25 protein-coding genes are annotated in these 25866 nt (G+C 62.9%); 13 read left to right on the top strand and 12 right to left on the bottom strand.

Annotation, left to right across the window (positions count from 1 at the left end):
• The first annotated feature begins 22 nt into the window (after nucleotides 1–22).
• Entirely contained in the window at nucleotides 23–403 is a 381-nt protein-coding gene (locus tag ACLEJW_RS06900) for a RidA family protein (protein WP_145184357.1), read from the top strand.
• 54 nt (nucleotides 404–457) lie between these two features.
• Nucleotides 458–1183 carry a hypothetical protein gene (locus ACLEJW_RS06905; RefSeq protein ID WP_145184360.1) on the top strand — a complete coding sequence of 242 codons (726 nt, stop codon included), beginning with the start codon at nucleotides 458–460 and terminating at the stop codon, nucleotides 1181–1183.
• A gap of 17 nt (nucleotides 1184–1200) precedes the next feature.
• Here the strand turns inward: ACLEJW_RS06905 and ACLEJW_RS06910 are convergent, their stop codons facing one another.
• A complete protein-coding gene (locus tag ACLEJW_RS06910) occupies nucleotides 1201–2058 on the bottom strand; it encodes an SDR family oxidoreductase (RefSeq protein WP_440777277.1) in 858 nt (285 codons plus the stop codon).
• Nucleotides 2059–2248: 190 nt separating this feature from the next.
• Here ACLEJW_RS06910 and exbB point away from each other — a divergent pair, with 190 nt between their 5' ends.
• The 6 genes from exbB to ACLEJW_RS06940 all read left to right on the top strand — a co-directional run bounded on the left by exbB (nucleotide 2249) and on the right by ACLEJW_RS06940 (nucleotide 8956).
• On the top strand, nucleotides 2249–3214 hold the full coding sequence (exbB, locus tag ACLEJW_RS06915) for a tonB-system energizer ExbB (RefSeq protein WP_440777278.1): 966 nt from the start codon (nucleotides 2249–2251) through the stop codon (nucleotides 3212–3214).
• A gap of 3 nt (nucleotides 3215–3217) precedes the next feature.
• Nucleotides 3218–3646: a TonB system transport protein ExbD gene (exbD, locus tag ACLEJW_RS06920; protein ID WP_145184368.1), complete on the top strand. Its 429-nt coding sequence runs from the start codon at nucleotides 3218–3220 to the stop codon at nucleotides 3644–3646.
• A complete protein-coding gene (locus ACLEJW_RS06925) occupies nucleotides 3643–4374 on the top strand; it encodes an energy transducer TonB (protein ID WP_440777279.1) in 732 nt (243 codons plus the stop codon). Before exbD ends, ACLEJW_RS06925 begins: the two co-directional genes overlap by 4 nt.
• A gap of 94 nt (nucleotides 4375–4468) precedes the next feature.
• Complete coding sequence (locus ACLEJW_RS06930) at nucleotides 4469–5395, top strand: hydrogen peroxide-inducible genes activator (RefSeq protein WP_145184374.1); 927 nt, start codon at nucleotides 4469–4471, stop codon at nucleotides 5393–5395.
• 3 nt (nucleotides 5396–5398) lie between these two features.
• Entirely contained in the window at nucleotides 5399–7477 is a 2079-nt protein-coding gene (recG, locus tag ACLEJW_RS06935) for an ATP-dependent DNA helicase RecG (protein ID WP_145184377.1), read from the top strand.
• A gap of 75 nt (nucleotides 7478–7552) precedes the next feature.
• The gene (locus ACLEJW_RS06940) at nucleotides 7553–8956 is read left to right on the top strand and encodes an aminoacyl-tRNA deacylase and HDOD domain-containing protein (protein WP_313295117.1); all 1404 of its coding nucleotides are present in this window, start codon (nucleotides 7553–7555) and stop codon (nucleotides 8954–8956) included.
• A gap of 48 nt (nucleotides 8957–9004) precedes the next feature.
• Here ACLEJW_RS06940 and ACLEJW_RS06945 read toward each other — a convergent pair whose 3' ends face one another.
• From ACLEJW_RS06945 to ACLEJW_RS06960, 4 genes are all read right to left on the bottom strand, one after another.
• Nucleotides 9005–9379 carry a helicase gene (locus ACLEJW_RS06945; RefSeq protein WP_313454871.1) on the bottom strand — a complete coding sequence of 125 codons (375 nt, stop codon included), beginning with the start codon at nucleotides 9377–9379 and terminating at the stop codon, nucleotides 9005–9007.
• A gap of 137 nt (nucleotides 9380–9516) precedes the next feature.
• A complete protein-coding gene (locus ACLEJW_RS06950; RefSeq protein ID WP_145184386.1) occupies nucleotides 9517–9822 on the bottom strand; it encodes an HU family DNA-binding protein in 306 nt (101 codons plus the stop codon).
• 186 nt (nucleotides 9823–10008) lie between these two features.
• Nucleotides 10009–11157 (bottom strand): NAD(P)/FAD-dependent oxidoreductase, encoded by a 1149-nt coding sequence (locus tag ACLEJW_RS06955; protein WP_440777280.1) that lies wholly within the window; start codon nucleotides 11155–11157, stop codon nucleotides 10009–10011.
• Nucleotides 11158–11172: 15 nt separating this feature from the next.
• Nucleotides 11173–11340 (bottom strand): rubredoxin, encoded by a 168-nt coding sequence (locus ACLEJW_RS06960; RefSeq protein ID WP_110743431.1) that lies wholly within the window; start codon nucleotides 11338–11340, stop codon nucleotides 11173–11175.
• A 189-nt stretch (nucleotides 11341–11529) separates the two neighbouring features.
• On the opposite strand from ACLEJW_RS06960, the gene ACLEJW_RS06965 reads away from it, so the two are divergent.
• The 5 genes from ACLEJW_RS06965 to ACLEJW_RS06985 all read left to right on the top strand — a co-directional run bounded on the left by ACLEJW_RS06965 (nucleotide 11530) and on the right by ACLEJW_RS06985 (nucleotide 16704).
• Nucleotides 11530–12084 carry a chorismate--pyruvate lyase family protein gene (locus ACLEJW_RS06965; protein ID WP_313295114.1) on the top strand — a complete coding sequence of 185 codons (555 nt, stop codon included), beginning with the start codon at nucleotides 11530–11532 and terminating at the stop codon, nucleotides 12082–12084.
• Entirely contained in the window at nucleotides 12084–12974 is an 891-nt protein-coding gene (gene ubiA / locus ACLEJW_RS06970; protein WP_313295113.1) for a 4-hydroxybenzoate octaprenyltransferase, read from the top strand. Before ACLEJW_RS06965 ends, ubiA begins: the two co-directional genes overlap by 1 nt.
• 137 nt (nucleotides 12975–13111) lie before the next feature.
• Nucleotides 13112–13801, top strand: a complete 690-nt coding sequence (gene phoB, locus ACLEJW_RS06975) for a phosphate regulon transcriptional regulator PhoB (protein WP_003253341.1) — start codon at nucleotides 13112–13114, stop codon at nucleotides 13799–13801.
• Nucleotides 13802–13937: 136 nt separating this feature from the next.
• A complete protein-coding gene (phoR, locus tag ACLEJW_RS06980) occupies nucleotides 13938–15245 on the top strand; it encodes a phosphate regulon sensor histidine kinase PhoR (RefSeq protein ID WP_440777281.1) in 1308 nt (435 codons plus the stop codon).
• A gap of 118 nt (nucleotides 15246–15363) precedes the next feature.
• Nucleotides 15364–16704 (top strand): hemolysin family protein, encoded by a 1341-nt coding sequence (locus ACLEJW_RS06985; protein ID WP_145184401.1) that lies wholly within the window; start codon nucleotides 15364–15366, stop codon nucleotides 16702–16704.
• Nucleotides 16705–16706: 2 nt separating this feature from the next.
• Here the strand turns inward: ACLEJW_RS06985 and ACLEJW_RS06990 are convergent, their stop codons facing one another.
• From ACLEJW_RS06990 to ACLEJW_RS07020, 7 genes are all read right to left on the bottom strand, one after another.
• The gene (locus ACLEJW_RS06990) at nucleotides 16707–17609 is read right to left on the bottom strand and encodes a M23 family metallopeptidase (protein ID WP_440777282.1); all 903 of its coding nucleotides are present in this window, start codon (nucleotides 17607–17609) and stop codon (nucleotides 16707–16709) included.
• Between the two features lie 149 nt (nucleotides 17610–17758).
• On the bottom strand, nucleotides 17759–18661 hold the full coding sequence (locus ACLEJW_RS06995) for a response regulator (protein WP_145184408.1): 903 nt from the start codon (nucleotides 18659–18661) through the stop codon (nucleotides 17759–17761).
• A gap of 164 nt (nucleotides 18662–18825) precedes the next feature.
• On the bottom strand, nucleotides 18826–19596 hold the full coding sequence (gene phoU, locus ACLEJW_RS07000) for a phosphate signaling complex protein PhoU (RefSeq protein ID WP_313295111.1): 771 nt from the start codon (nucleotides 19594–19596) through the stop codon (nucleotides 18826–18828).
• Between the two features lie 123 nt (nucleotides 19597–19719).
• Complete coding sequence (gene pstB / locus ACLEJW_RS07005) at nucleotides 19720–20553, bottom strand: phosphate ABC transporter ATP-binding protein PstB (protein WP_145184414.1); 834 nt, start codon at nucleotides 20551–20553, stop codon at nucleotides 19720–19722.
• A 95-nt stretch (nucleotides 20554–20648) separates the two neighbouring features.
• On the bottom strand, nucleotides 20649–22319 hold the full coding sequence (gene pstA / locus ACLEJW_RS07010) for a phosphate ABC transporter permease PstA (RefSeq protein ID WP_440777283.1): 1671 nt from the start codon (nucleotides 22317–22319) through the stop codon (nucleotides 20649–20651).
• Nucleotides 22320–22335: 16 nt separating this feature from the next.
• Nucleotides 22336–24624, bottom strand: a complete 2289-nt coding sequence (locus ACLEJW_RS07015; protein WP_313643348.1) for an ABC transporter permease subunit — start codon at nucleotides 24622–24624, stop codon at nucleotides 22336–22338.
• A gap of 134 nt (nucleotides 24625–24758) precedes the next feature.
• Entirely contained in the window at nucleotides 24759–25757 is a 999-nt protein-coding gene (locus tag ACLEJW_RS07020; protein WP_145184422.1) for a phosphate ABC transporter substrate-binding protein PstS, read from the bottom strand.
• Nucleotides 25758–25866 lie beyond the last annotated feature (109 nt).

Here is a 25866-nt window from a genome sequence, read left to right on the forward strand (position 1 = left end):
CCGCCAACCGCAAGGAGTCATCATGAGCAAGACGGTAATCAACAGCGACAAGGCCCCTGCCGCTATCGGCACCTACTCTCAGGCGATCAAGGCCGGCAATACCGTGTACATGTCGGGCCAGATCCCACTGGACCCCAAGACCATGGAGCTGGTCGAAGGCTTCGAAGCGCAGACCGTACAGGTGTTCGAGAACCTCAAGGCGGTGGCCGAAGCGGCGGGCGGTTCGTTCAAGGATATCGTCAAGCTGAACATTTTCCTCACCGACCTGAGCCACTTCGCCAAGGTCAACGAGGTCATGGGCCGCTACTTCGAGCAGCCGTACCCTGCGCGTGCCGCCATTGGTGTTGCCGCACTGCCCAAAGGCGCCCAGGTCGAAATGGACGCCATCCTGGTCATCGACTGATGCCACGGTGACGGGCTGATCGCCCGTCACCCTCCTTTGCAAGGTTATCCCGTCATGCGTCAAGCACTGCCCCTCGCGCTGGCAGCCCTGCTTCTGAGCGGTTGCGCCAGCCACAAGCCTGAAGACTTCAACGGCACCTGGATCAACCAGGCCGCCATCGACGCTGCCAGTAACAATGGCAGCCTGCGCCAAGCCCTCGATACCCATGGCCCAGTGCTGGAGTGGAAGCTTGACGTCACTCGCCAGCAGGCCAGCTTCAGCAATGGTTTCGAAGCGGCCGATGGCCGTTTGAGCGCTGACCAGAAGCACTGGCAGGCGAGCTTCGAAGGTGGCCAGACCGAGCAACTGGAGCTCGATGGCGACGAACTCAAGGCCACGGCCGCGAACGGCAGCGAGCGAACCTTCGTTCGCGCCGCGCAGGCGGGCAATGCGCCGCTGGGCGCAACGTTCGAAAAAGCGCTGTATCAGGCCTACCTGGGCGGAGATTGGAAAATCATCGAAGGTCAGGGCCAGGGCGCGACCGTGCGCTTTGGCGATACGGGTAATGTCACCGGCCTGCCAGGCCCGGACCGATTCGCCCTGTGCCTGGCCGGCGACTGCGCCAGCATGGGCGGCAACAACGACAGCTTGTGGCTCGAACGCAACCAGCGTGGGGCGCCGTTCATCTTCAAGCGCGACGGCAACACGCTGACGATCTACCAGGCGGTCAATACCGCCAACGCCGACGAGATTCCTCAGCTGAGCCCCGGCCCCCGGCAGTGGGTACTGGAGCGCAGCTGAAGGCGCTCCCCGTGGGTTCAGCGCTTGCCTGCGAGTATGGCGGCGTAGCCTTCCTGGTAGCTCGGATAGGCGGGCACCCAGCCCAACGCCCGTGCCCGGGCATTGCTGCAACGCTTGCTACCGGTGCGCCGCACGCGTTGCTCATCCGACCAGTGAGTAACGCCCAGGTACTGGCGTAGCCACGCCACGACCTCGGCCAGCGGCGCGGGCGCGTCATCGACACCGATGTAGCAGTCCTGCAGCGCTACCCCGTCCACGTCAGCTTGCAACAGGTGAGCCATCAGGCCAGCCGCGTCCTCGGCGTGGATGCGATTGCCATACAGCGGCGGATCGACCGCCACCCGATACCCTTGGCGCACCTGGCTCAGCAGCCACTCGCGCCCCGGGCCATAGATGCCGGTCAGGCGCACGACGCACGCGGGCAGCCCGCTGGCATGGGCAAGGCTTTCGGCCTGCAGCATGATCTTCCCGGAATACCCCTCAGGCTCGGTGGCGCTGGTCTCGTCGACCCACTGCCCATCTTTTTGCGCAAACACACTGCTGCTGGAGACGAACAGCAAGCGCCGTGGTCGCTGGCCCCGATCGGCTAACCAGCCCAGCACATGCCGCAAGCCGTCGACATAGGCTGATTGATAGCCTGCCTCGTCGTGCTGACTGGCGGCAACGCAGTACACCAGGTAGTCAGGCGATCGCAGCGGCCAGGCTTGGGGAATGACCGGATTCGAAAGATCGGCTGCGATGGCTTCGACCCCTTCAGGCAGTGCACTGACCGTGCGGCGCAGACCGCTGACGTGCCAGCCCTTGGCCAACAGTTGTCGGGCCAGACGCCCGCCAACATCACCGCATCCCACAATCATTGCGGAAAGGTCCGACATCATAAAACTCCCTAGACCAAAGGGTCAGGCTAGCCGGATTACACGATGGGCGGCTAGGCCCTGGGCGAAAAAAGCAACGAGATTACTTTTGTTAACAAGAATTACTTGCAATAATGGCGGCCCTATCTGTTCTCGGCCTATCTCGAGGCCTTGGAGAACGCTCACTTTTTCTTCATCAGGTCCGGCTAGCATGACACGTACTCAACCTTCCGCTTCGCCAACCCCGTCGCGCGCCTGGCGCGCCATCGCCGCGCTGGTTTTCAGCCTGGTGCTGGCCCCGGTGGCCCTGGCCGATGAGCCGAACGCCACTGCTGCAACGCCAGCCGCTGCCGCTGCGCCAGCCACCCCGGTTGCCGCCGAAGGCCAGGCCCCGAGCGCCGCCGAAGGCCAGCCCGCCGCTGCCCCCGTGGCCGATCCGGCGGCCCAGGAACTGGTTGAAGATACTTCCCTGGGCATGGCCCATGACCTGTCGCCCTGGGGCATGTACAAAAATGCCGACGTCGTGGTCAAGGCCGTGATGATCGGCCTGGCCATTGCCTCGATCATCACCTGGACCATCTGGATCGCCAAGGGCTTCGAGCTGCTGGGCGCCAAGCGCCGCCTGCGGGGCGAGATCGCGGCATTGAAGAAGTCGGTCAGCCTCAAGGACGCCAGCGAGGTTTCCAATAAGGAAGGCACCCTGGCCCACACGCTGGTGCATGACGCCCTCGAAGAGATGCGCCTGTCGGCCAACGCTCGCGAGAAAGAAGGCATCAAGGAGCGCGTGAGCTTCCGCCTCGAGCGCCTGGTCGCCGCCAGCGGCCGGACCATGAGCAGCGGCACCGGTGTGCTGGCGACCATTGGTTCCACCGCCCCGTTCGTGGGTCTGTTCGGTACCGTCTGGGGCATCATGAACAGCTTCATCGGCATCGCCAAAACCCAGACCACCAACCTGGCCGTGGTCGCCCCCGGTATCGCCGAAGCCCTGCTGGCGACCGCTCTGGGTCTGGTGGCGGCGATTCCGGCGGTGGTGATCTACAACGTCTTCGCGCGTTCGATCGCCGGCTACAAGGCTCAGGTGTCCGACGCTTCTGCCCAGGTACTGCTGCTGGTCAGCCGTGACCTGGACCACCAAGGTGGCGAGCGCGCCGCCCCGCACATGGTGAAAGTGGGGTAAACCATGGGCCTGCATCTGAACGAAGGTGGCGACGACCTCGCCGAGAACCACGAAATCAACGTGACGCCATTCATCGACGTGATGCTGGTGCTGCTGATCATCTTCATGGTCGCCGCACCGCTGGCCACGGTCGATATCAAGGTCGACCTGCCCGCCTCCAGCGCCAAACCGGCGCCACGGCCGGAGAAACCGGTGTTCGTCAGCGTCAAGGCTGACCAGAAACTGTACGTCGGTGACGATCAGGTGGCCACCCCGGCGCAACTTGGCCCGATGCTCGATGCCAAGACCAAGGGCGACAAGGAAACCACCATCTTCTTCCAGGCTGACAAAGGCGTGGACTACGGTGACCTGATGGAGGTGATGAACACCATGCGCGCGGCCGGCTACCTGAAAGTCGGTCTGGTCGGGCTCGAGACGGCAGCCAAGAAATGACCAAACCGCGCTCAAACGTGGCGCGCTACGTTGGCAGCCTGGCGATCGTGCTGGGCGTGCACGTGGTCGCCGTGCTGCTGACCCTCAACTGGTCGGTGCCCCAAGCCATCGAACTGCCGCCGGCAGCCATGATGGTCGAGTTGGCACCGCTGCCCGAGCCTGCGCCGCCACCACCGCCCAAAGCCGCCCCGCAGCCGCCTGCACAGGTCGAGGAGCCGCCGATGCCGAAGCTGGTCGAGGCCCCGAAACCGAAGATCGCCGTCGCCAAACCCAAGCCCAAGCCCAAACCTCAGCCGCCCAAGCCTGAGAAAAAGCCTGAGCCGCCAAAGGACGAGCCACCGGCCAAGCAGGAAGTCGCCGATACCCCGCCAAGCGAGGCGCCACCGCAGAAGTCAGCGGCCCCGGCACCGAGCATCGCGGCCAACAGCAAGGCGCTGCCAACCTGGCAAAGCGACCTGCTGCGTCACCTGGGCAAGTTCAAGCGCTATCCGGAGGACGCACGCCGTCGCGGCCTGCAGGGCATCAACCGCCTGCGTTTCGTGGTCGATGCCGACGGCAAGATCGTCTCCTACTCCATGGCCGGCGGCTCGGGCAGCGCAGCCCTGGACCGGGCGACGATGGAAATGATCCGCCGCGCCGGCAAGGTGCCCAAGCCGCCTGCGGAATTGCTGACCAATGGCACGATCGAGGTGGTGGCGCCGTTCGTCTACTCGCTGGACCGTCGCTGATACTTTTGTTTCTGTCACAAATCGGCAAGTCTGATAACGTGCGTCTATCGATTGCAGCCGCTATGCTGGGCCCGCAACTTCATGGACGCACGTTATGACCCTCACTGAACTACGCTACATCGTCACGCTCGCCCAAGAGCAGCACTTCGGCCACGCTGCCGAGCGCTGCCACGTCAGCCAACCGACGCTCTCGGTCGGCGTGAAAAAGCTTGAGGACGAGCTGGGTGTATTGATCTTCGAACGCAGCAAGAGCGCGGTGCGTCTGACCCCGGTTGGCGAGAGCATCGTGGCCCAGGCGCAGAAGGTGCTCGAGCAGGCTCAGGGGATTCGCGAGCTGGCCCAGGCGGGCAAGAACCAGTTGACCGCCCCGCTCAAGGTCGGTGCCATCTACACTGTCGGCCCGTACCTGTTCCCCCACCTGATTCCGCAGCTGCACCGCGTAGCGCCGCAGATGCCGCTGTATATCGAAGAAAACTTCACCCACGTGCTGCGCGAAAAACTGCGTAATGGCGAACTGGACGCGGTGATCATCGCCCTGCCGTTCAATGAAGCCGATGTCCTGACCCTGCCTCTGTACGACGAACCCTTCTGTGCGCTCATGCCTGCCGACCACCCCTGGACGGCGAAGAAGACCATCGACACCGCGCTGCTCAATGACAAGAGCCTGCTGCTGCTAGGCGAAGGTCACTGTTTCCGCGATCAGGTGCTCGAGGCTTGCCCCACCCTGATCAAGGGCGGCGAAGGCGCCAAGCACACCACGGTCGAGTCCAGCTCGCTGGAAACCATCCGCCACATGGTCGCCTCGGGTTTGGGCGTGTCCATCCTGCCGCTGTCGGCCGTGCACAGCCATCATTATGCGCCGGGCGTGATCGAAGTCCGTCCGCTGACGGCTCCGGCGCCGTTCCGCACCGTCGCCATCGCCTGGCGCGCCAGCTTCCCGCGGCCGAAAGCCATCGAGATCCTCGCCGACTCGATTCGCCTGTGCTCGGTTGCCAAGGCGCCCGCGGACCCGTCGGCCTGATCCATGACTGAGCTGTCGAAGGTTTCGGTCACGGCGCTCAAGGGCGTAGGCGATGCCATGGCGGAAAAGCTCGCCAAGGTCGGCCTGGAAAACCTGCAAGATGTGCTGTTCCATCTGCCCTTGCGCTATCAGGACCGCACCCGCGTGGTGCCCATCGGCCAATTGCGGCCGGGTCAGGATGCCGTGATCGAAGGGGTGGTCAGTGGTGCCGACGTGACCATGGGCAAGCGCCGTAGCCTCGTCGTGCGCCTGGGCGACGGCACTGGCGTATTGAGCCTGCGCTTCTACCATTTCAGCAACGCACAAAAAGAAGGCCTCAAGCGCGGCACGCACCTGCGTTGCTACGGCGAGGCGCGTCCCGGCGCCTCGGGCCTGGAGATCTACCATCCGGAGTACCGCGCGCTCAACGGCGACGAGCCGCCGCCGCCGGTCGAACAGACCCTGACGCCGATCTATCCTTCCACCGAAGGCCTGACCCAACAGCGCTTGCGTCAGCTTTGCCAGCAGAGCCTGAGCATGCTTGGCCCCCGTAGCCTGCCCGATTGGCTACCGGATGAGCTGGCCCGCGACTATCAGCTGGCGCCGCTGGACGACGCCATTCGTTATCTGCACAACCCGCCCGCCGATGCCGACCTCGACGAACTTGCCGAGGGCCAGCACTGGGCGCAGCACCGCCTGGCCTTCGAGGAACTGCTGACCCATCAGCTGTCTCAGCAACGCCTGCGCGAGAGCCTGCGCAGCCTGCGCGCCCCGGTACTGCCCAAAGCCAAGCGTCTGCCGGCCCAATACCTGGCCAACCTGGGCTTCCAGCCGACCGGCGCGCAACAGCGCGTCGCCGGCGAAATTGCCTATGACTTGAGCCAGCACGAACCGATGCTGCGCCTGGTGCAAGGCGACGTCGGCGCCGGCAAGACGGTGGTCGCCGCCCTGGCGGCGTTACAGGCACTGGAGGCCGGCTATCAGGTCGCCCTGATGGCACCTACCGAGATCCTCGCCGAACAGCACTACATCACCTTCAAGCGCTGGCTCGAGCCGCTGGGCATCGAGGTCGCCTGGCTCGCCGGCAAGCTCAAGGGCAAGGCCCGCGCCAGCGCCCTCGAGCAGATCGCCGGCGGTGCGCCAATGGTGGTCGGGACCCATGCCTTGTTCCAGGAAGAAGTGAAGTTCCAGCGCCTGGCCCTGGCCATCATCGACGAACAACACCGCTTTGGCGTACAGCAGCGCCTGGCCCTGCGCAAGAAAGGCGTGGCCGGAGAGCTGTGCCCGCACCAGCTGATCATGACCGCCACACCCATCCCGCGCACCCTGGCCATGAGCGCCTATGCCGACCTGGACACGTCGGTGCTCGACGAACTGCCGCCCGGGCGGACGCCGGTCAACACCGTTCTGGTGGTCGACAGCCGCCGTTTCGAAGTGGTCGAACGTGTGCGCGCCGCCTGCGCAGAAGGCCGCCAGGCCTATTGGGTGTGCACCCTGATCGAAGAATCCGAAGAACTCACCTGCCAGGCTGCCGAAAGCACCTTCGAAGAGCTTGGCAGTGCGCTCGGCGAGCTGCGCGTGGGCCTGATCCACGGGCGCATGAAGCCTGCGGAAAAAGCCGAGGTCATGGCTGAGTTCAAGCAGGGCAGTCTGCAACTGCTGGTCGCGACCACAGTGATCGAAGTGGGTGTCGACGTGCCCAATGCCAGCTTGATGATCATCGAGAACCCCGAGCGCCTGGGCCTGGCCCAGCTTCACCAGCTGCGCGGCCGGGTCGGCCGAGGGAGCGCGGTGAGCCACTGCGTGCTGCTCTACCACCCGCCGCTTTCGCAAATCGGACGGGAACGCCTGGGCATCATGCGCGAAACCAATGACGGTTTCGTCATCGCCGAAAAAGACCTGGAGCTGCGCGGCCCGGGCGAGATGCTCGGCACCCGCCAGACCGGCCTGCTGCAGTTCAAGGTGGCCGACCTGATGCGTGACGCTGACCTGCTGCCGGCCGTGCGCGATGCCGCCCAGGCGCTGCTGGCGCGCTGGCCGGACCACGTCAGCCCCTTGCTCGACCGCTGGCTGCGTCACGGCCAGCAATATGGCCAGGTATGAGCCTGGCCATAATGGATCCAGCTTTGATGACAGGCTGGTTATACTTCGCTTTTAAAAGATTAGTGGATACAGACCATGACTGAAGTTGCCCTGGACACTGCAACCCCACACGCACCGTCTGTCATCCGGCTACTGCTCGAAAAACTCCACGTGCCCTACGAAGAGGTGGCAGAGCACCCAGCGCTGTCGAGCGCATCACAGGTGCAGGCGATCCTCCTCGACGACGAGATTGGCGCTTTGCTGGTGTTGTTCCCGCAAAGCAAGCTGCTGGACCTCAGCCGCCTGGAAGAGCTCACCGGGCGCAAGCTCAAGGCCGTCCCGCTGCCGCGCCTCAAGCAGATGCTCGACAAACACCAGCTCAAGGCATTGCCGGCGATCCCGGCGCTGACCAGTTCGCCCTGCCTGTATGAAGGCAAGTTGCTCGAGGCCGAGCACCTGCTGATCCAGTCCGGTGAAACCGGCTTGCTGCTCAAGGTTCACCGCGACGATTTCAAGCGCATGCTGATCAAGGCCAGCGCCGGCAGCTTCGGCCAGCCCGTTCGCGATATCCGTCCCAATCTCGACCGCCCGGATGACGACCCCAAGGAAATCACTCTGGCGGTGCAGGCGTTCACCGCACGGCGCATCCAGAAGCGCCTGGAGGAAACCATCGAGATTCCTCCGCTGGCCGACACTGCACAAAAAATCATCAAGCTGCGGGTCGACCCCAATGCCAGCATCGACGACATCACCGGCGTGGTGGAAACCGACCCGGCCCTGGCCGCCCAAGTCGTCAGCTGGGCTGCTTCGCCCTACTACGCGTCACCCGGCAAGATCCGCTCTGTCGAAGATGCCATCGTGCGCGTACTGGGTTTCGACCTGGTGATCAATCTGGCCCTGGGCCTGGCGCTGGGCAAGACCTTGAGCCTGCCCAAGGATCAGCCCCAGCAGGCCACGCCGTATTGGCAGCAGTCGATCTATACGGCCGCCATCATCGAAGGCCTGACCCGTGCCATGCCACGCGCCGAGCGCCCCGAGGCCGGCCTGACTTACCTCGCTGGGCTGCTGCACAATTTCGGCTACCTGCTATTGGCGCATGTGTTCCCACCGCACTTCTCGCTGATCTGCCGCCATCTGGAGGTCAACCCGCACCTGCCGCACACCTTCGTCGAGCAGCACCTGCTGGGCATCAGCCGTGAGCAAATCGGGGCTTGGCTGATGAAACTGTGGGACATGCCCGAAGAGCTGTCGACCGCCCTGCGTTTCCAGCATGATCCGGCATACGACGGCGAAAACTCGGCATATCCCAACCTGGTGTGCCTGGCCACCCGCCTGCTGCGCTCGCGCGGCATCGGCTCGGGGCCGCAGGAGGCAATTCCGGACGAGCTGCTCAAACGCCTGGGCATCAGCCGCGACAAGGCCAATGATGTGGTGAACAAGGTGCTTGAGGCCGAGTCGCTGCTGCGCGAACTGGCGTCGCAGTTCAACGCTCCACACTGACGACCGGCATGCGCGGTGGGCGCAACGTGTTGCGCCCACCGGTTTTGGTCAGCGTTTCTTCTTGGGTTTCAGGTATTTCATCAGTCCCTGGAACCACATGACCAGCGCCGGATTGCCTTTGATCTGGATGTGCTTGTCTTGGATACCCTGCATGAAGGCCAGCTGTTTGTTGCTCGCCTGCAGCGTGGTGTAGCCGTAAGCCGCATCCTTGAAAGCGATGGCGAAGGCAGGCTGCGGATAGGTGCCGGCTTTGCTGCTGATCCGCTCGCCGTTGACGATGAAGTGCCGAGCGATCTTGCCGTCGAGCGTCTGCATCTGGAACACCAGATCCTTGTCCTTGAGCTGCTGCTGGAACGCCGGGTTGGTGCGGCTGGCTCGGGCCATCAGCAGGCCCATGGCCCAAAGGAGAAAGCGAAACTTCATCAACACGCCTCGAATACAAAATGACTGAGACGCGCAGTTTAGCCTTTTCCTGAATTATTTAGCCAAGTTCGTAACACTTCGCCGCTGAAACGTACAACGGGCGCCCGTGGGCGCCCGTTCGAGTGACAGTGCCAATCTCATTTTTTCTTCGTGGCTTTCGCTGGCTTGGCCGCCACATTGACGCTGTCGCGCAGGTTTTTGCCAGGCTTGAAGGCCACGGTGTTGCTGGCCTTGATCTTCACCGGCTCGCCGGTTTGCGGATTCTTGCCCGTGCGCGCACCCCGATGGCGCTTCTCGAACGTGCCGAAACCGACCAAGGTCACGGTGTCCTTGTCCAGGGCGCTGGTAATACTGTCGAGGATAGCGTTGAGCACCTGATTGGCCTTGTCCTTGGTCAGATCGGTCTTTTCGGCAATGACAGCGGCGAGTTCTGGTTTACGCATAGTGAAGCCTCTTTGACGGAATTCTTGTTGTTATGCCGTGCTGCCATTGGAGCAGCGTTCAAGGCACCGCAGGCTCTAACCTGCGGCAGACGGAACTGAGAATGGCACGCTCGCCAGGGCCGCGCCAGTATCGGGACGGCCATTGTGCTGGCAACAACAGGATAAATCCGACAGAACGCCCGCGATTTACGCCATCAACGCCGGGAGCTGGCGGTTGAGCGCCAGTTTCTCCATCACCGCGCTGCCGGTCAGTACATAGCCCAGCAGTTGGCCATCGGCGTCATGACAGAGCACCTTGAGGTCGCGGCCCTGCCCGCTGACTTGCCAGGTCCCTTCTGTGCCGGGAGGTGGCGGCGAGACCACCAATGGGCAAGCCGGGGTCTTCACGGTGATCGGCATGGGGCCGTAGCTGACCTCGGTGGGGTTGCCGACCAAGGTCTGCGCCAGCGCCCGCACACAGGCCATCAGCGGCATGACATAGAGCAGGTTGATGCCGTCGACCTCGGCGCAGTCGCCAAGGGCGAAGATGTGGCTGTGCGAGGTGCGCAACTGACGGTCGACGACCACGCCGCGATTGATCTGCAAGCCTGCAGCGGCGGCCAGGTCAGTGCGCGGACGCAGGCCGATGGCCGACACCACCACGTCACAGGCGATCACCTGACCATCGGACAGATGCGCCTGCAAGCCCTCGTCAGCGCGCACCAAGCGGTTCAGCACCGGGCCCAGGTGCAAGCGTACACCGAGTTCTTCCAATCCGGCTCTTACTGCTGCCGCCGCAGCCGGATGCAGCAGCGTAGGCATGACCTGCTCGCACGGTGCGACCATGTCGATGTCGAAGCCGCCCTGGCGCATGTCGTTGGCGAATTCACAGCCAATCAGACCGGCGCCGAGGATCAGGACGCGCTGCTTGTCCGCAGCCGCAGCGCGCAAACGCGCGTAATCTTCCAGATCGTTGACCGGGAACACCTTGTTTGCAGCGTCGCCCTCGATGGGCACCTGAACGGTCTGCGCCCCCCACGCCAGAATCAGGTCGCGGTACTCGATCGCTTCCTCACCGACCCAAAGCCGCCGATGACCTGGGTCGATGCCGCTGATGCGCGTGTGGGTACGGATCTCGGCGTTGAGCTGCTCGGCCATCGCGCCGGCTTCAGCCATGCACAGGCCATCGGCATCTTTTTGCTTGGCAAAGCCGGTGGACAGCATGGGCTTGGAATACGAACGACCGTCGTCAGCGGTAATCAGCAACAACGGCGTGTCGCCATCGAGCTTGCGAAATTCACGGGCCAGGTTGTAACCGGCCAGGCCGGTACCGATGATTACCACTGGAGCGGTCATGCGCTTGTTCCTCGATCAGCCGATGGAGATCATTTCAAAGTCGCTCTTGCCCACGCCACAATCTGGGCACAGCCAATCCGCCGGGACGTCTTCCCAACGGGTTCCCGGCGCGATGCCGTCGTCCGGCCAGCCTTCGGCTTCGTCATAGATCAGGCCACAGACAATACACTGCCACTTTTTCATCGGATCGTTTTCCTTGGTCCAGGCTCAGGCTAAGTGTTGCTGCTGCTGGCGCTTGGCAGGCTGGGGCGCCGCCACATGGCCAGTGCGCAATTCGTGCAGGCTTTGTAACGGCCCTGCCGGCAGGATGCAAGCGCTCAGGGCAATCATGCTAAGCTCGCCGCCTCTCTGGCTGTCATCAAGCATATCGACGTGTCGTACGAATCCCCGCAAGCAGCCGCTGTCGCGTGGCTGACGTATTCACAGCTGGCCAGCGCAGTCGACCAGCCGACCTTGGACTGGCTGTTCGACGACGGTTCGCTGACCCGCCGCCTCATTCAATTGTCCCAGGATCACTTTGCCGTCACCCCGTTGTACGAGGGCTGGCAAGCCCTGCGCGATGACGAGTGCCTGGCCCTGAACATCGCCCCCGGCGCTGAAGGCTGGGTCCGTGAGGTGTTCCTGCGCGGTCACGGTGAACCTTGGGTGTTCGCCCGCAGCGTCGCCAGCCGCAGCGCTCTCGAACGCGGCGGCCTCGATCTGGAAACCTTGGGCAGTCGTTCGCTGGGTGAGCTGCTGTTCTGCGATCAGGCGTTCGTTCGCCGGCCGATCGAAGTGAGCCATTATCCATCGCACTGGCTGCCGGCCGAGGCCGCGCAAGCGGGGCTGTGGGGTCGGCGCTCGCGCTTCGAGCGCGACGGCCTGGCACTGCTGGTGGCAGAGGTTTTCCTGCCTGCGCTGTGGCACGCAGCCACGGAGGAACCCTGATGTACCTGCACTTGCTCAAATCGCTGAACCGCCTGCACCCGCGCGCCTGGGACTTCATTCAGCTCAGCCGCATGGATCGGCCGATCGGTATCTACCTGCTGCTGTGGCCGACCTTGTCAGCGGTATGGATTGCCGGGCACGGCTCGCCGACCCTGGCCAACGTGCTGATCTTCGGCCTGGGGGTGGTGTTGATGCGCGCAGCCGGCTGCTGCATCAACGACTTCGCCGACCGCAAGGTCGATGGCCACGTCAAGCGCACGGCCGATCGACCACTGGCCAGCGGCCGAGTCAAATCGCGCGAGGCGCTGGTGCTATTCGCCATTCTGGTCGGCGTGAGCTTCCTGCTGGTGCTGTGCACCAATAGCCGCACGGTGTGGCTGTCGTTTGGCGCAGTGGCGCTGGCGTTCTGCTACCCATTCATGAAGCGCTACACCTATTACCCCCAGGTGGTACTCGGTGCCGCCTATTCGTGGGGCATCCCCATGGCCTTCACCGCTGCCGGGGGCGAATTACCGGCCAGTGCCTGGCTGCTGTACATCGCCAACCTGCTGTGGACGGTGGGCTATGACACCTACTACGCCATGGTCGATCGCGATGACGACCTGAAGATCGGGGTCAAATCCACTGCCATTCTGTTCGGCGAGGCCGATCGCAACATCATCCTCGGCTTGCAATTGTCCTCGTTGGCCTGCCTGCTGCTGGCCGGATCCCACTTCGCATTGGGTGGCTGGTTCCACCTGGGCTTGCTGGGTGCGGCGGCGTGCTTTGCCTGGGAATACTGGTCGACGCGCAGCCTGGACCGCGAGGCCTGTTTCAAGGCGTTTTTGCACAACCACTGGGCGGGTATGCTGGTGTTCGTGGGTGTGGTGCTGGATTACGCACTGCGCTGAACATGCCGTGGGCCAGGCGCAAAATGCCTGGCCCCGTCATTTAATGTCGCAAGAACGGCCAACCCTCTGTCACACAGCTGCAATAATTCCGTTATCTAATGCGGGCCAAGACAGGATTTCTGGAAGAGGTTTTGAGCATGGTTGGCAGAAACATTCTGATCGTCGACGACGAAGCGCCGATTCGCGAAATGATCGCCGTGGCATTGGAAATGGCCGGCTATGACTGCCTGGAAGCCGAGAACTCGCAGCAGGCGCACGCTATCATCGTCGACCGCAAGCCTGACCTGATCCTGCTCGACTGGATGCTCCCAGGCACCTCCGGCATCGAGCTGGCCCGGCGCCTGAAGCGTGACGAGCTGACCGGCGATATCCCGATCATCATGCTCACCGCCAAAGGTGAGGAGGACAACAAGATCCAGGGCCTGGAGGTCGGTGCCGATGACTACATCACCAAACCCTTCTCGCCCCGCGAACTGGTCGCCCGCCTCAAGGCGGTGCTGCGGCGCACCGGCCCCAGCGACAGCGAGGCGCCGATCGAAGTCGGCGGCCTGTTGCTCGACCCGATCAGCCACCGCGTGACCATCGATGGCAAGCCGGCCGAGATGGGCCCCACCGAGTACCGTCTGCTGCAGTTCTTCATGACTCACCAGGAACGCGCCTACACGCGCGGGCAGTTGCTTGATCAGGTCTGGGGCGGCAATGTCTATGTCGAAGAGCGCACGGTCGACGTGCACATCCGCCGCCTGCGCAAGGCGCTGGGCGAAGCCTACGAAAACCTCGTGCAAACCGTTCGCGGCACCGGCTACCGCTTCTCCACCAAGAGCTGAAAAGCAGTAGCAAGCTTCAAGCTTCAAGGAAGAGCAGTCGGCATCGACTTCTAGAGATTAATCACCATCGTGGATCCAGCACCTCTTGTAGCTTGCAGCTCGAAGCTTGCAGCTGGGTCCGAAGGATTCCCCCCCAGTGAACCAGAACTGGCACGCCACGCTGATTCGTCATTTGTTGCTGTTGATCACCGTCTGCCTGATCGGCGGGCTGATCAGTGGTTACTATGGCTGGAGCCTGGCCATTGGCCTGGCACTCTACCTGGGCTGGACCCTCAAGCAGCTGCTGCGCCTGCATGACTGGCTGCGCAATCACCAACCCGATGAAGCACCGCCCGATGGTTACGGCCTGTGGGGTGAGGTGTTCGACAGCATCTATCATTTGCAGCGTCGCGACCAACGGGTGCGCGGGCGCCTGCAGGCCGTGATCGATCGGGTGCAGGAATCCACGGCGGCATTGCGCGATGCAGTGATCATGCTCGACAGCGACGGCAACCTGGAATGGTGGAACCGCGCGGCAGAGACCCTGCTCGGATTCAAGACGCCTCAGGATGGCGGTCAGCCGGTGACCAACCTGGTGCGTCACCCGCGCTTCAAAGAGTACTTCGAAGCGCAAAATTACGCAGAGCCGCTGGAAATCCCCTCACCGATCAACGACCGTCTGCGCGTGCAACTGCACATCACCCGCTACGGCAACAACGAGCACCTGATGCTGGTGCGCGACGTCACCCGTATCCATCAGCTTGAACAGATGCGCAAGGACTTCGTCGCCAACGTGTCCCACGAACTGCGCACGCCGCTGACGGTGATCACCGGTTACCTGGAAACCCTGCTGGATAACGTCGAGGACGTGAACCCGCGTTGGACCCGAGCACTGCAGCAGATGACTCAGCAGGGCTCGCGCATGCAGACGCTGCTCAATGACCTGCTGCTGTTGGCCAAGCTCGAGGCCACCGACTACCCGTCGGATAACCAGCCGGTGGCTGTCGATGCCCTGCTCGCGGCGATCAAGCAGGATGCCCAGGCGTTGTCGGGCCCGCGCAAGCAACGCATTACCCTCGAAGCTGCGCCAGGCTTGCGCCTCAAAGGCAGTGAGTCAGAGCTGCGCAGCGCGTTTTCCAACCTGGTGTTCAATGCGGTCAAGTACACCCAGGACGAGGGCAGCATCCGCATTCGCTGGTGGGCCGATGACCAGGGCGCCCACCTGACGGTGCAGGACTCGGGGGTTGGCATCGACGCCAAGCACCTGCCCCGGCTCACCGAGCGTTTCTATCGCGTCGATTCCAGCCGTGCGTCGAATACCGGTGGCACCGGCCTGGGCCTGGCGATCGTCAAGCACGTGTTGATGCGTCATCGCGGCAAGCTGGAAATCAGTAGCGTGCCGGGGCACGGCAGCACCTTCACCTGCCACTTCGGTCCTACCCAGCTGATGGGCCCCAGGGGCTGAGATTGCGTCGATGCGACTTGCCGTCGAAGGCTGAGAGCCGCTACATTGGATCCCCCGTGCCAGCAAGAGCTGGCACTTTTTTTCTCTACGCCAAAACGGACCCTGTAAAAACTCCATCATGGACCCTTCCCCTGGTATCAGCCTCACCTCGTTATTCGCCGATTTCGGCATGATCATGTTTGCCCTGCTGCTGGTGCTGCTCAACGGCTTCTTCGTTGCGGCAGAGTTCGCCATGGTCAAGCTGCGCGCGACGCGCGTCGAGTCCATTGCCGAACAACACGGCTGGCGCGGCAACATCCTGCGTAAAGTGCACAACCAGCTCGACGCCTACCTCTCGGCCTGTCAGTTGGGCATCACCTTGGCTTCGTTGGGCCTGGGCTGGGTCGGTGAGCCCGCGTTCGCCCACTTGCTCGAGCCGCTGCTGGCCTACCTGGGTGTCGACAGCGCCGAGCTGGTCAAGGCCATATCATTCTTCGTGGCGTTCTTCGTCATCTCCTACCTGCACATCGTGGTCGGCGAGCTGGCGCCCAAGTCGTGGGCGATCCGCAAGCCCGAGCTGCTGTCGTTGTGGACGGCGGTGCCGCTGTACCTGTTCTACTGGCTGATGTATCCGGCGATCTACCTGCTCAACGCCAGTGCCAACACTATTCTGCGCATCGCCGGCCAAGGCGAGCCAGGCCCGCACCACGAGCACCACTACAGCCGCGAAGAGCTCAAGCTGATCCTGCATTCCAGCCGTGGCCAGGACCCCAGCGACCAGGGCATGCGCGTACTCGCGTCGGCGGTGGAAATGGGTGAACTGGAAGTGGTCGACTGGGCCAACTCGCGTGAAGACATGGTCAGCATCGATGCCCATGCCCCGCTCAAGGAAATCCTCGCCCTGCTGCGCCGCCACAAGTTCAGTCGCTACCCGGTCTACGACACCGAGCGCGAGGAATTCACCGGGCTGCTGCACATCAAGGACTTGTTGCTGGAACTGGCGGAACTCGAGCACCTGCCGGAAACCATCGACCTCGAAGACCTCGCCCGTCCGCTGGAGCGCGTCTCGCGGCACATGCCGCTCTCGCAATTGCTGGAGCAGTTCCGCAAGGGTGGCGCGCACTTCGTGCTGGTAGAAGAAGCCGACGGCAAGGTCATCGGCTACCTGACCATGGAAGACGTGCTCGAAGTGCTGGTCGGCGACATCCAGGACGAGCACCGCAAGACCGAGCGCGGCATTCTCGCGTACCAGCCAGGCAAGCTGCTGGTACGTGGCGATACCCCGCTGTTCAAGGTCGAGCGCCTGCTGGGCGTGGACCTCGACCACATCGAGGCGGAAACCCTCGCTGGCCTGATCTACGAAACCCTCAAGCGCGTGCCCGAAGAGGAAGAAGTGCTCGAGGTCGAAGGCCTGCGCATCATCATCAAGAAGATGAAAGGGCCCAAGATCGTCCTGGCCAAGGTGCTCAAGCTCGACTGAGCCTAAGGGTTGCCGGCCGTGAAGTCCGGCAACCCATTGAGCGGTCGATCGAACTGAAACGGTATCGACTCCAGCGCCAGGCCGACATTGCGCTGCACCACGAAGTGCAGATGGGGCCCGGTGCTGTTGCCGGTGTTGCCCGACTTGGCCAATGCCTGGCCCACTACCACCTGCTGCCCTTCCGTCACCAGCACCGAGCCGCGCATCAGGTGCAGGTAGACGCCCATGGTGCCGTCAGGATGCATGATCCGCACGAAGTTACCTGAGCGCAGGCTGCCGCGTCCGCTCTGGCCGTTCTCCACGCCTACCACCACGCCACCGCGCGCCGCGATGATCGGGGTACCCTCGGGCATGGCGATATCCATGGCATAGCGGCCCTTGGGGCCGAAGTGGCTGAAGCGGCCGTTGGCGCCCTGGGTCAGGCGAAACGGCCCGCCTTTCCAAGGAAACGGATACAGGTACGCCATCGAGCGCGGGCGCGGATCACCCATGGCGTACTGGAAGTTGGCCGCATACTGCAATTGCCCACCCGGGGCCGCCAGCACCGAGCCGATCACCTTGGTCGAGCGCGGGCCGATCACGGCGCGCACCAGGCGCGGTTTGTTGCCGCCGAAGGCATTGACCAGCTTGTCGATACGCACCTGGACCTGCATCGGCACGTGCAGGTCGTTACGCACCATGAAACGCACCCCGCCAGGGAACACTTCGGCCTGCAGGCGCACGCGCTCATCGATGCGTTCGAGCATTGGCTCGCGCAGCTCAAGGGCCTTGGCACCTGGGCTGTAATGCTCGGAATAGGACACGGCGCCATCGTTATCGACGCTTTTGTACAGGGTTGCGCCCAGGCTCGATACCGACGCCGAAAGCAAGGCACAGGACAGCAACAAGCGGGCGGCTGCGAGCATGATGGTGGCTTTTTGACAGTTAGGGTCTGTCGAAGACTAGCAGCGCCAGAAATCCGCGATAGTGCTATTGGTCGGATCACACCGCCAGTTGCGAGCACCGCCTGTGACAGCGCTCGACCTGAGCCGTACCGAGCAGGGTCGCGCCCCGCTCAGGCGCCGGGGGTAAAGTGTTTCTGCTGGGTGCCACGGGCGATCAGGCGCGACAGGTAGTCGAGCTTCTGCGCATCCTGGTCGACGAACTTGAAGTTCAACTGCAGCCACTCGCTGTCAGGCTTGGCTTCCAACGCAGCCACTGCATGCAGATACCCATTGAGCCGCGCCACCTCGGCGTTTTCGCCCTGTTCCAGGTCGAGCACTGCGCCCTCGAGCACTTGCGGCAAGGCTGTGCTACGGCGCACCACCAGCAAGGCTTCCTTGAGGCTCAAGGCCTTGATCACGCAGGGCTGGCTGCCGCTGGACAGGCGCAGCTGGCCCTGCCCTCGCCCGACCTGGGCTGCCGCAGCGGCGGCACTTTGCGGCTTCGGCGCGTTGACCAGCGGCTTGGCTGGCGCGGCGCTGGCGGCCGCCACTTTGACTGCTTCGGGCTTGCCACCGGTCAGCGCACTCAAGGAATCGTTGGCGAACGCCGAATTCACCCGCGCCGGCGCACCGGCGATGAGGCCCTCGAGCTTGCCGATCTTGGTCAGCGCCTTTTTCACCTTGGTCAACAGCTGCTCATTGGTGAACGGCTTGCCGACGAAGTCGGAAACCCCGGCCTGGATGGCCTGGATGACGTTTTCCTTGTCGCCACGGCTGGTCACCATGATGAACTGCAAGTCCTTCATTTCAGCCTGCTGGCGGCACCAGGTCAGCAACTCCAGGCCCGACATCTCAGGCATTTCCCAATCGCACAGCACCAGGTCGAAGCGCTCTTTGCCGAGCATGGCCATGGCCTTGCGGCCGTTGACTGCATCCTCGATGACCATGCCGGGAAAGGCGTTGCGCAGGCACTTTCTGACCAGGTCACGAATGAACGGCGCGTCATCCACGACCAGCACATTGACTTTACTCATCGATACTCCTCTTGAACCCGACTAGCCTACCGCGCAATGGTGGCCATTTGCCAACTCTTGGGTCACGCCGGGACTTCTTCGCATCGTTCGCGGGTGCCTGCCGATTGCTCTGCCGCAAACGAAAACGCCCGGCACAGGCCGGGCGTCGTAGCTCGGGAGCAATCTTATTTATCGTCCGCTTGACCAGGAACATTAGCGATTTCGCGCGGATCTTCCGCGCTGCCTTGCACTTGCGCCTGCATGCGCTTGAGGCCCATGTGGCGCACATCGGTACCGCGCACCAGGTAGATCACCAGCTCGGAGATATTGCGCGCATGGTCGCCGATGCGCTCCAGCGAACGCAGCACCCAGATCACGCTGAGTACCCGCGAGATGGAACGCGGGTCTTCCATCATGTAGGTGACCAGTTCGCGCAACGCCGTCTTGTATTCACGGTCGATGGTCTTGTCGTACTGGGCCACGGCCAAGGCCAGGTCGGCATCGAAACGGGCGAACGCGTCCAGGGCGTCACGGACCATGTTGCGTACCTGATCGCCAATGTGGCGCACCTCGACATAGCCGCGCGGCGACTCGCCCTCTTCGCACAACTGGATGGCGCGGCGGGCGATCTTGGTCGACTCGTCGCCGATACGCTCCAGGTCGATCACCGACTTGGAGATGCTGATGATCAAGCGCAGGTCAGAGGCAGCTGGCTGGCGCCGAGCAAGGATGCGCAGGCATTCTTCGTCGATGTTGCGCTCCATCTGGTTGATCTGCTCATCGACCTCGCGCACCTGCTGGGCCAGGCCCGAGTCGGCCTCGATCAGCGCGGTGACGGCATCGTTCACCTGCTTCTCGACCAAGCCGCCCATGGCCAGCAAGTGGCTGCGCACCTCTTCGAGTTCGGCATTGAACTGCTGAGAAATATGGTGCGTCAGGCTTTCTTTGTTGATCATGTGTTCGCTCCGCGAAGCGGCAAGCTGCACGCTTCAAGTGGTTCGTGTCGTTCCGTGGCGCTACGCCGATCGCTCTTCGCTGCAGCTTGCAACTCGAAGCTTGCCGCTGCGACGTGGACGCCCTTAGCCGTAACGACCGGTGATGTAGTCTTCGGTTTGCTTCTTGCCCGGGTTGGTGAACAAGGTATCGGTATCGCCGAATTCGATCAGCTTGCCCATGTACATGAATGCGGTGTAGTCCGAAACGCGGGCTGCCTGCTGCATGTTGTGGGTGACGATGACGATGGTGTATTTGGCCTTGAGTTCATAGATCAGCTCTTCGACCTTCAAGGTCGAGATCGGGTCCAGAGCCGAGCATGGTTCATCGAGCAGCAGCACTTCCGGCTCTACCGCAATGGTACGGGCGATCACCAGACGCTGCTGCTGACCACCAGACAAGCCCAGGGCCGATTCATGCAGGCGGTCTTTTACTTCGTCCCACAGCGCTGCGCCCTTGAGCGCCCACTCCACCGCCTCGTCGAGCACGCGCTTCTTGTTGATGCCCTGGATGCGCAGGCCGTACACGACGTTCTCATAGATGGTCTTGGGGAACGGATTGGGCTTCTGGAAGACCATGCCAACCCGACGACGCAGCTCGGCCACATCCTCGCCCTTGCGGTAGATGTTGTGCCCATAAAGGTTGATGGCACCCTCCACGCGGCAACCGTCGACCAGATCGTTCATGCGGTTGAAGGTGCGCAGCAAGGTCGACTTGCCGCAGCCGGATGGGCCAATGAACGCCGTCACGCGCTGCTTGGGGATGTTCATCTGGACATCGAACAGCGCCTGCTTGTCGCCGTAGAACAGGCTCAGGCCAGGCACCTCGATGGCGACGGTTTCCTCAGCCAGGCGAAGCCCTTGCTTGTCACGGCCCAGGGCAGACATATCGATGCTGCGGGTTTGCGGTTCATGCTGCATGGTCGACTCCGTTGTAGCTGCAAGCGCTGAGCTGCAAGCTGCAAATTGTGGCAAAACGGCAAGCTGTTTGGGCTGGCCGTGGCTTGAAGCGTCAATCAACTGTCCAGCGCCTTGTACTTCTCGCGCAGGTGGTTACGGATCCATACCGCTGACAGGTTAAGCGTAGCGATCACCAGCACCAGCAACAGCGCAGTGGCGTATACCAGGGGGCGCGCGGCCTCCACGTTCGGGCTCTGGAAGCCGACGTCGTAGATATGGAAACCCAGGTGCATGATCTTCTGGTCAAGGTGCAGATACGGGTAGTTGCCGTCCAGCGGCAGCGAGGGCGCCAGCTTTACCACCCCGACCAGCATCAGCGGCGCCACCTCACCGGCAGCGCGGGCCACAGCGAGAATCATGCCGGTCATCATCGCCGGGCTGGCCATCGGCAGAACGATCTTCCACAGGGTTTCGGCCTTGGTTGCGCCCAGCGCCAGTGAACCTTCGCGCACCGTTCGCGGGATCCGCGCCAGGCCTTCCTCGGTGGCGACGATCACTACCGGCACTGCGAGCAACGCCAGGGTCAGCGAGGCCCAGAGCAGCCCTGGCGTGCCCAGGGTCGGTGCCGGCAAGGCCTCTGGGAAGAACAAGCGGTCGATCGAGCCACCCAGGACGTAGACGAAGAAGCCCAGCCCGAACACGCCATAGACGATCGCCGGCACGCCGGCCAGGTTGTTCACGGCGATACGAATCAAGCGCGTCACCGGGCCTTGGCGAGCGTATTCGCGCAGGTAGACAGCCGCCAGTACGCCGAAGGGCGTGACGATCACAGCCATGATCAAGGTCATCATCACCGTGCCGAAGATCGCCGGGAAGATGCCGCCTTCGGTGTTCGCCTCGCGCGGATCATCGCTGAGGAATTCCCACACCTTGGCAAAGTAGGTCGTCAGCTTGCTCACGCTGGACATCGCGTTCGGCTGCGTGGCGTGGACAACCTTGCTCAAGTTGATTTCAACTTCCCGGCCGTTGCCGTCCCGGGCCACCAGGCTGTCGCGGGCAAACGCCTGGTGCAGGCTCAGAAGGCGCTCTTCGATGGCCTTGTAGCGGCTGTCGAGCTCGGCACGCTCGGCTTGCATATCGGCCTGGGCCGCGGCGTCCAACTTGCCTTCGAGCTCGAGCTTGCGCCCTTGCAGGCGCAGGCGCTCAAGGCCATGGTTGATGGCACCGATGTCTTTCTTTTCCAGCGCCTGCAATTCACGGTTGAGCTGGTTGGCACGCTTGAGCCGGGCCTGCAGTTCGTCCCAGGCCGCCGCGCCGCTGGCCAGCACGCGGCCGTCCTGCTTGACGCTGACCAGATAGCCGTAGAAGTTGCCCCATTCGCGACGCTCCAGGGTCATCAACTCGGCTGGGCGCTGCTCATCGACCAGCCAATCACCAATTACCCAGGTGAAGTCGCTGCCATTGAGGTCGCGGTTACCCACCTTGATCAGCGCTCGGGTCATGAATTGCGGCCCGTCGTCCGGCACTGGCAAGCCAGCACCCTTGAGACGCTCGCGCGGCACTTGTTCGCTCTGCACCACCTCGCCGATGACGGTGTGATCGGCCTGGCCCGGCACCTTGTAGGTCGCTTGCACCAGATCCGCCGGCCAGAAATGGCCGAGGCCGCGCACGGCGATGACCGACAGCAGGCCGATGGTCATGATCACCGCCATGGCCACGGCACCGGCGCTGATCCAGACACCGGGCGCGCCGCTCTTGAACCAGCCTTTGAGGGAATCCTTTTTCACCGATCGCTACCTTCTGTCAAAGCGACGAATATTTCTTGCGCAGACGCTGGCGTATCAGCTCGGCCAAGGTGTTCATGACGAACGTGAACATCAGCAGCACCAACGCCGCGAGGAACAGCACGCGGTAGTGACTGCCGCCAACTTCCGACTCGGGCATCTCGACCGCCACGTTGGCGGCCAGGGTGCGCATGCCCTCGAAGATGTTCAGCTCCATGACCGGCGTGTTGCCGGTGGCCATCAGCACGATCATGGTTTCGCCCACCGCACGGCCCATGCCGATCATCAGCGCCGAGAAAATGCCTGGGCTGGCAGTCAGGATCACCACGCGGGTCAGGGTCTGCCAGGGCGTCGCGCCCAGGGCCAGAGAGCCCAGGGTCAGGCTGCGCGGCACGCTGAACACGGCGTCCTCGGCGATCGAATAGATGTTCGGGATGACCGCGAAACCCATGGCGATGCCGACCACCAGGGCATTGCGCTGGTCATAGCGCAGGCCAAGCGTCTCGGTGATCCACAGGCGCATGTCGCCGCCGAACAACGCGCTCTCCAACCACGGGCTGACCGACAGGGCGAACCAGCCGATCGCCAGGATCACCGGAATCAGGATCGCCGCTTCCCAGCCATCGGGCACGCGCAGGCGAATCGACTCGGGCAGGCGACTCCAGCCGAAGCCGACCAGCAGGATACCCAGCGGCATGATCAGGAACAGGCTGAACACACCGGGCAGGTGACCTTCCAGGTAGGGAGCCAGGAACAGGCCGGCGAAGAAGCCGAGGATCACCGTCGGCATGGCTTCCATCAACTCGATCACCGGCTTGACCTTGCGACGCATGCCTGGGGCCATGAAGTAGGCGGTATAGATGGCCGCCGCGATGGCCAGCGGGGCCGCCAGGATCATTGCGTAGAACGCGGCCTTCAAGGTGCCGTAGGTCAGCGGTGAAAGGCTCAGCTTGGGCTCGAAGTCGGTGTTCGAAGCGGTCGACTGCCACACGTACTTGGGCTCGTCGTAGTTCTCGTACCAGACCTTGCCCCACAAGGCGCTGAAGGACACTTCAGGGTGCGGGTTGCGCAGACTCAGCGGCAGCAGCTTGCCGCCCTGCTCGATGATGATGCGGTTGGCGCGCGGCGAAAGCGCGAGGATTCCCGGGCCCTCGGCTACTGGCTCGACCAGCAGCGTGCGATGTGCGGTGCTGTGGAACACGCCCAGTTGCCCGGCGCTGTCCAGGGCGATGAAGCCCTTGCGACGCTCCTCGGCATCGATCTGCACGATGGGCGACTTGCCCATCTGGAAAGTGCGGATCTGCTTGAAGCGCTGCTCGCCGTCGGGGTCGCGGGCCATGAACCATTGCGCCAACCGGCCTTTGGAATCGCCGATGATCAGCGAAATGCCGCCGACCAGCGGCGCCGTGGCGGTGATTTCGGTATCGGCACTGTCGGTGAGCCTGTAGCGGCCGTTGAGGCTCTTGTCGCGCAGGCTGAAGACATCGGCAGTCGCGCGGCCGTTGATCACGTAAAGCCACTGCTGGCGGGGATCGATGAAGATGTTCTTCACCGCCTCGGTCATCTGCGGCAGTTCGATGCGCCGCTGCTCGGTGCTGACCTCGCCGGTCATCATGTTCTCGCTACGCGACAGTTCGACGACCTGCAGGTGCGCGCCGGTGGAGCCGGCCAGCATCAGCGTGTCACCGTTGACATTGACGCTGACATGCTCAAGAGCACGAGCCTGGTCGTCCAGCACGAACGGCGCCTGGCCGTACGGGTAGTCCAGGCCAGGGGTGATGGTCTTCTGGTTGTCGGGGTAGGTCACCTTGTAGGTGTGGTGGAACACCAGTGCCTGGCCATTGGACAGGCCGAGTACCACCAGCGGGCTGCCCGGTTGGTCGGCGCTGATCGAGACGACCTGGGTGCCCGGCGGCAACGGCAGATCGACGCGCTTAAGTGCATTGCCGGTCTTGGTGTCGAAGAACAGCACCTGGCCCTGATCCGCTACCCGCATGCCGACCAGGTTCTGCTCTTCGAGCGCGATCATCAGCGGCTTGCCGGCATCCTGCTGCAGCCAGCTCGGCGCCAATGCCGGCTTCTGTGTCAGTTGCGCACCCTGGAACAGCGGCAGCACGACGTAAGCCAGGTAGAAGAAGATCAGGGTGATTGCCGCCAGTACGGCCAGGCCGCCGACCAGCACGTACCAGCGGGTCAGGCGATCCTTGAGGGCGCGGATACGGCGTTTGCGTTGCAGCTCGGGCGTATTGAAATCAATGCGCAAAGGTGGGGAATCAGCGGACATTTTGGAATTGGCCAGATCATTCATGCGCACACCCTAGCGGTCCCGTATGACAGAAACATGACAGTGAGTTGACGCACAAAAGCCCGCTGCTCAGAAACCTGGCACCGGACTGGGAAGACATGAACGAGGCCGGCACCAACACCGGCCTCGTACCGGGATTATTGCTTGGCGATGTTACCGGATCGAGACAGCCCAAGGTCAGCCAGGGTCTTGTCGACGACCTTGGCCGGCAGCGGAATGTAGCCGTCCTTGACCACCACTTGTTGGCCTGCCTGCGACAGCACCAACTTGACGAACTCCGCTTCCAGCGGCGCCAGCGGCTTGTTCGGCGCCTTGTTCACGTAAACATAGAGGAAGCGCGACAGCGGGTAGGTGCCGTTCAGCGCGTTGGCTTCGTTGTCTTCGACGAACTCGCCACCTTCCTTCTTGGCCAGGGCTACGGTCTTGACGCTGGCGGTCTTGTAACCGATGCCGGAGTAGCCGATGCCGTTGAGCGAGGAGCTGATCGATTGCACTACCGACGCCGAGCCTGGTTGTTCATTGACGCTTGGCTTGAAGTCGCCCTTGCACAGCGCCTCTTCCTTGAAATACCCGTAGGTGCCCGATACCGAGTTGCGGCCAAACAGCTGCACGGGCTTGTTGGCCAGGTCGCCCGTCACGCCCAGGTCGCCCCAGGTTTTGACATCGGCCTTGGCGCCGCACAGGCGGGTAGACGAGAAGATCGCATCGACCTGAGCCATGGTCAGGCCCTTGATCGGGTTGTCCTTGTGCACGAACACGGCCAGGGCGTCGACAGCGACCGGAATGGCAGTTGGCTTGTAGCCGTATTTCTGCTCGAAGGCCTGCAGCTCGACGTCCTTCATCTTGCGGCTCATCGGGCCGAGGTTGGCCGTGCCCTCGGTCAGCGCAGGTGGCGCAGTGGAGGAGCCTGCGGCCTGAATCTGAATGTTTACGTTTGGATATTCCTTCTTGTAGGCCTCAGCCCACAAGGTCATCAGGTTCGCGAGCGTATCGGAGCCGACGCTGGAGAGGTTGCCCGACACACCGGTGGTCTTGGTGTAGGTCGGGATCGCAGGGTCGACAGCGGCTACCGCGTTGGCGGTGGCAACGCCAGCGGCGGCAAACGTGAGGGCCGCCATCAAACGCTTCAGTTTCATGCCTTGCTCCTAGCAGGAATATTGGGGTGCTGGATGGAACGGGGCCAAGTATCTGCAGGCCGCATGAACACGATATGACCCAATTGTGACAAATGGATGAAAGGCCATC

This window comes from Pseudomonas sp. SMSB3 (genome assembly GCF_052041965.1).
Taxonomy (GTDB): Bacteria; Pseudomonadota; Gammaproteobacteria; order Pseudomonadales; family Pseudomonadaceae; genus Aquipseudomonas.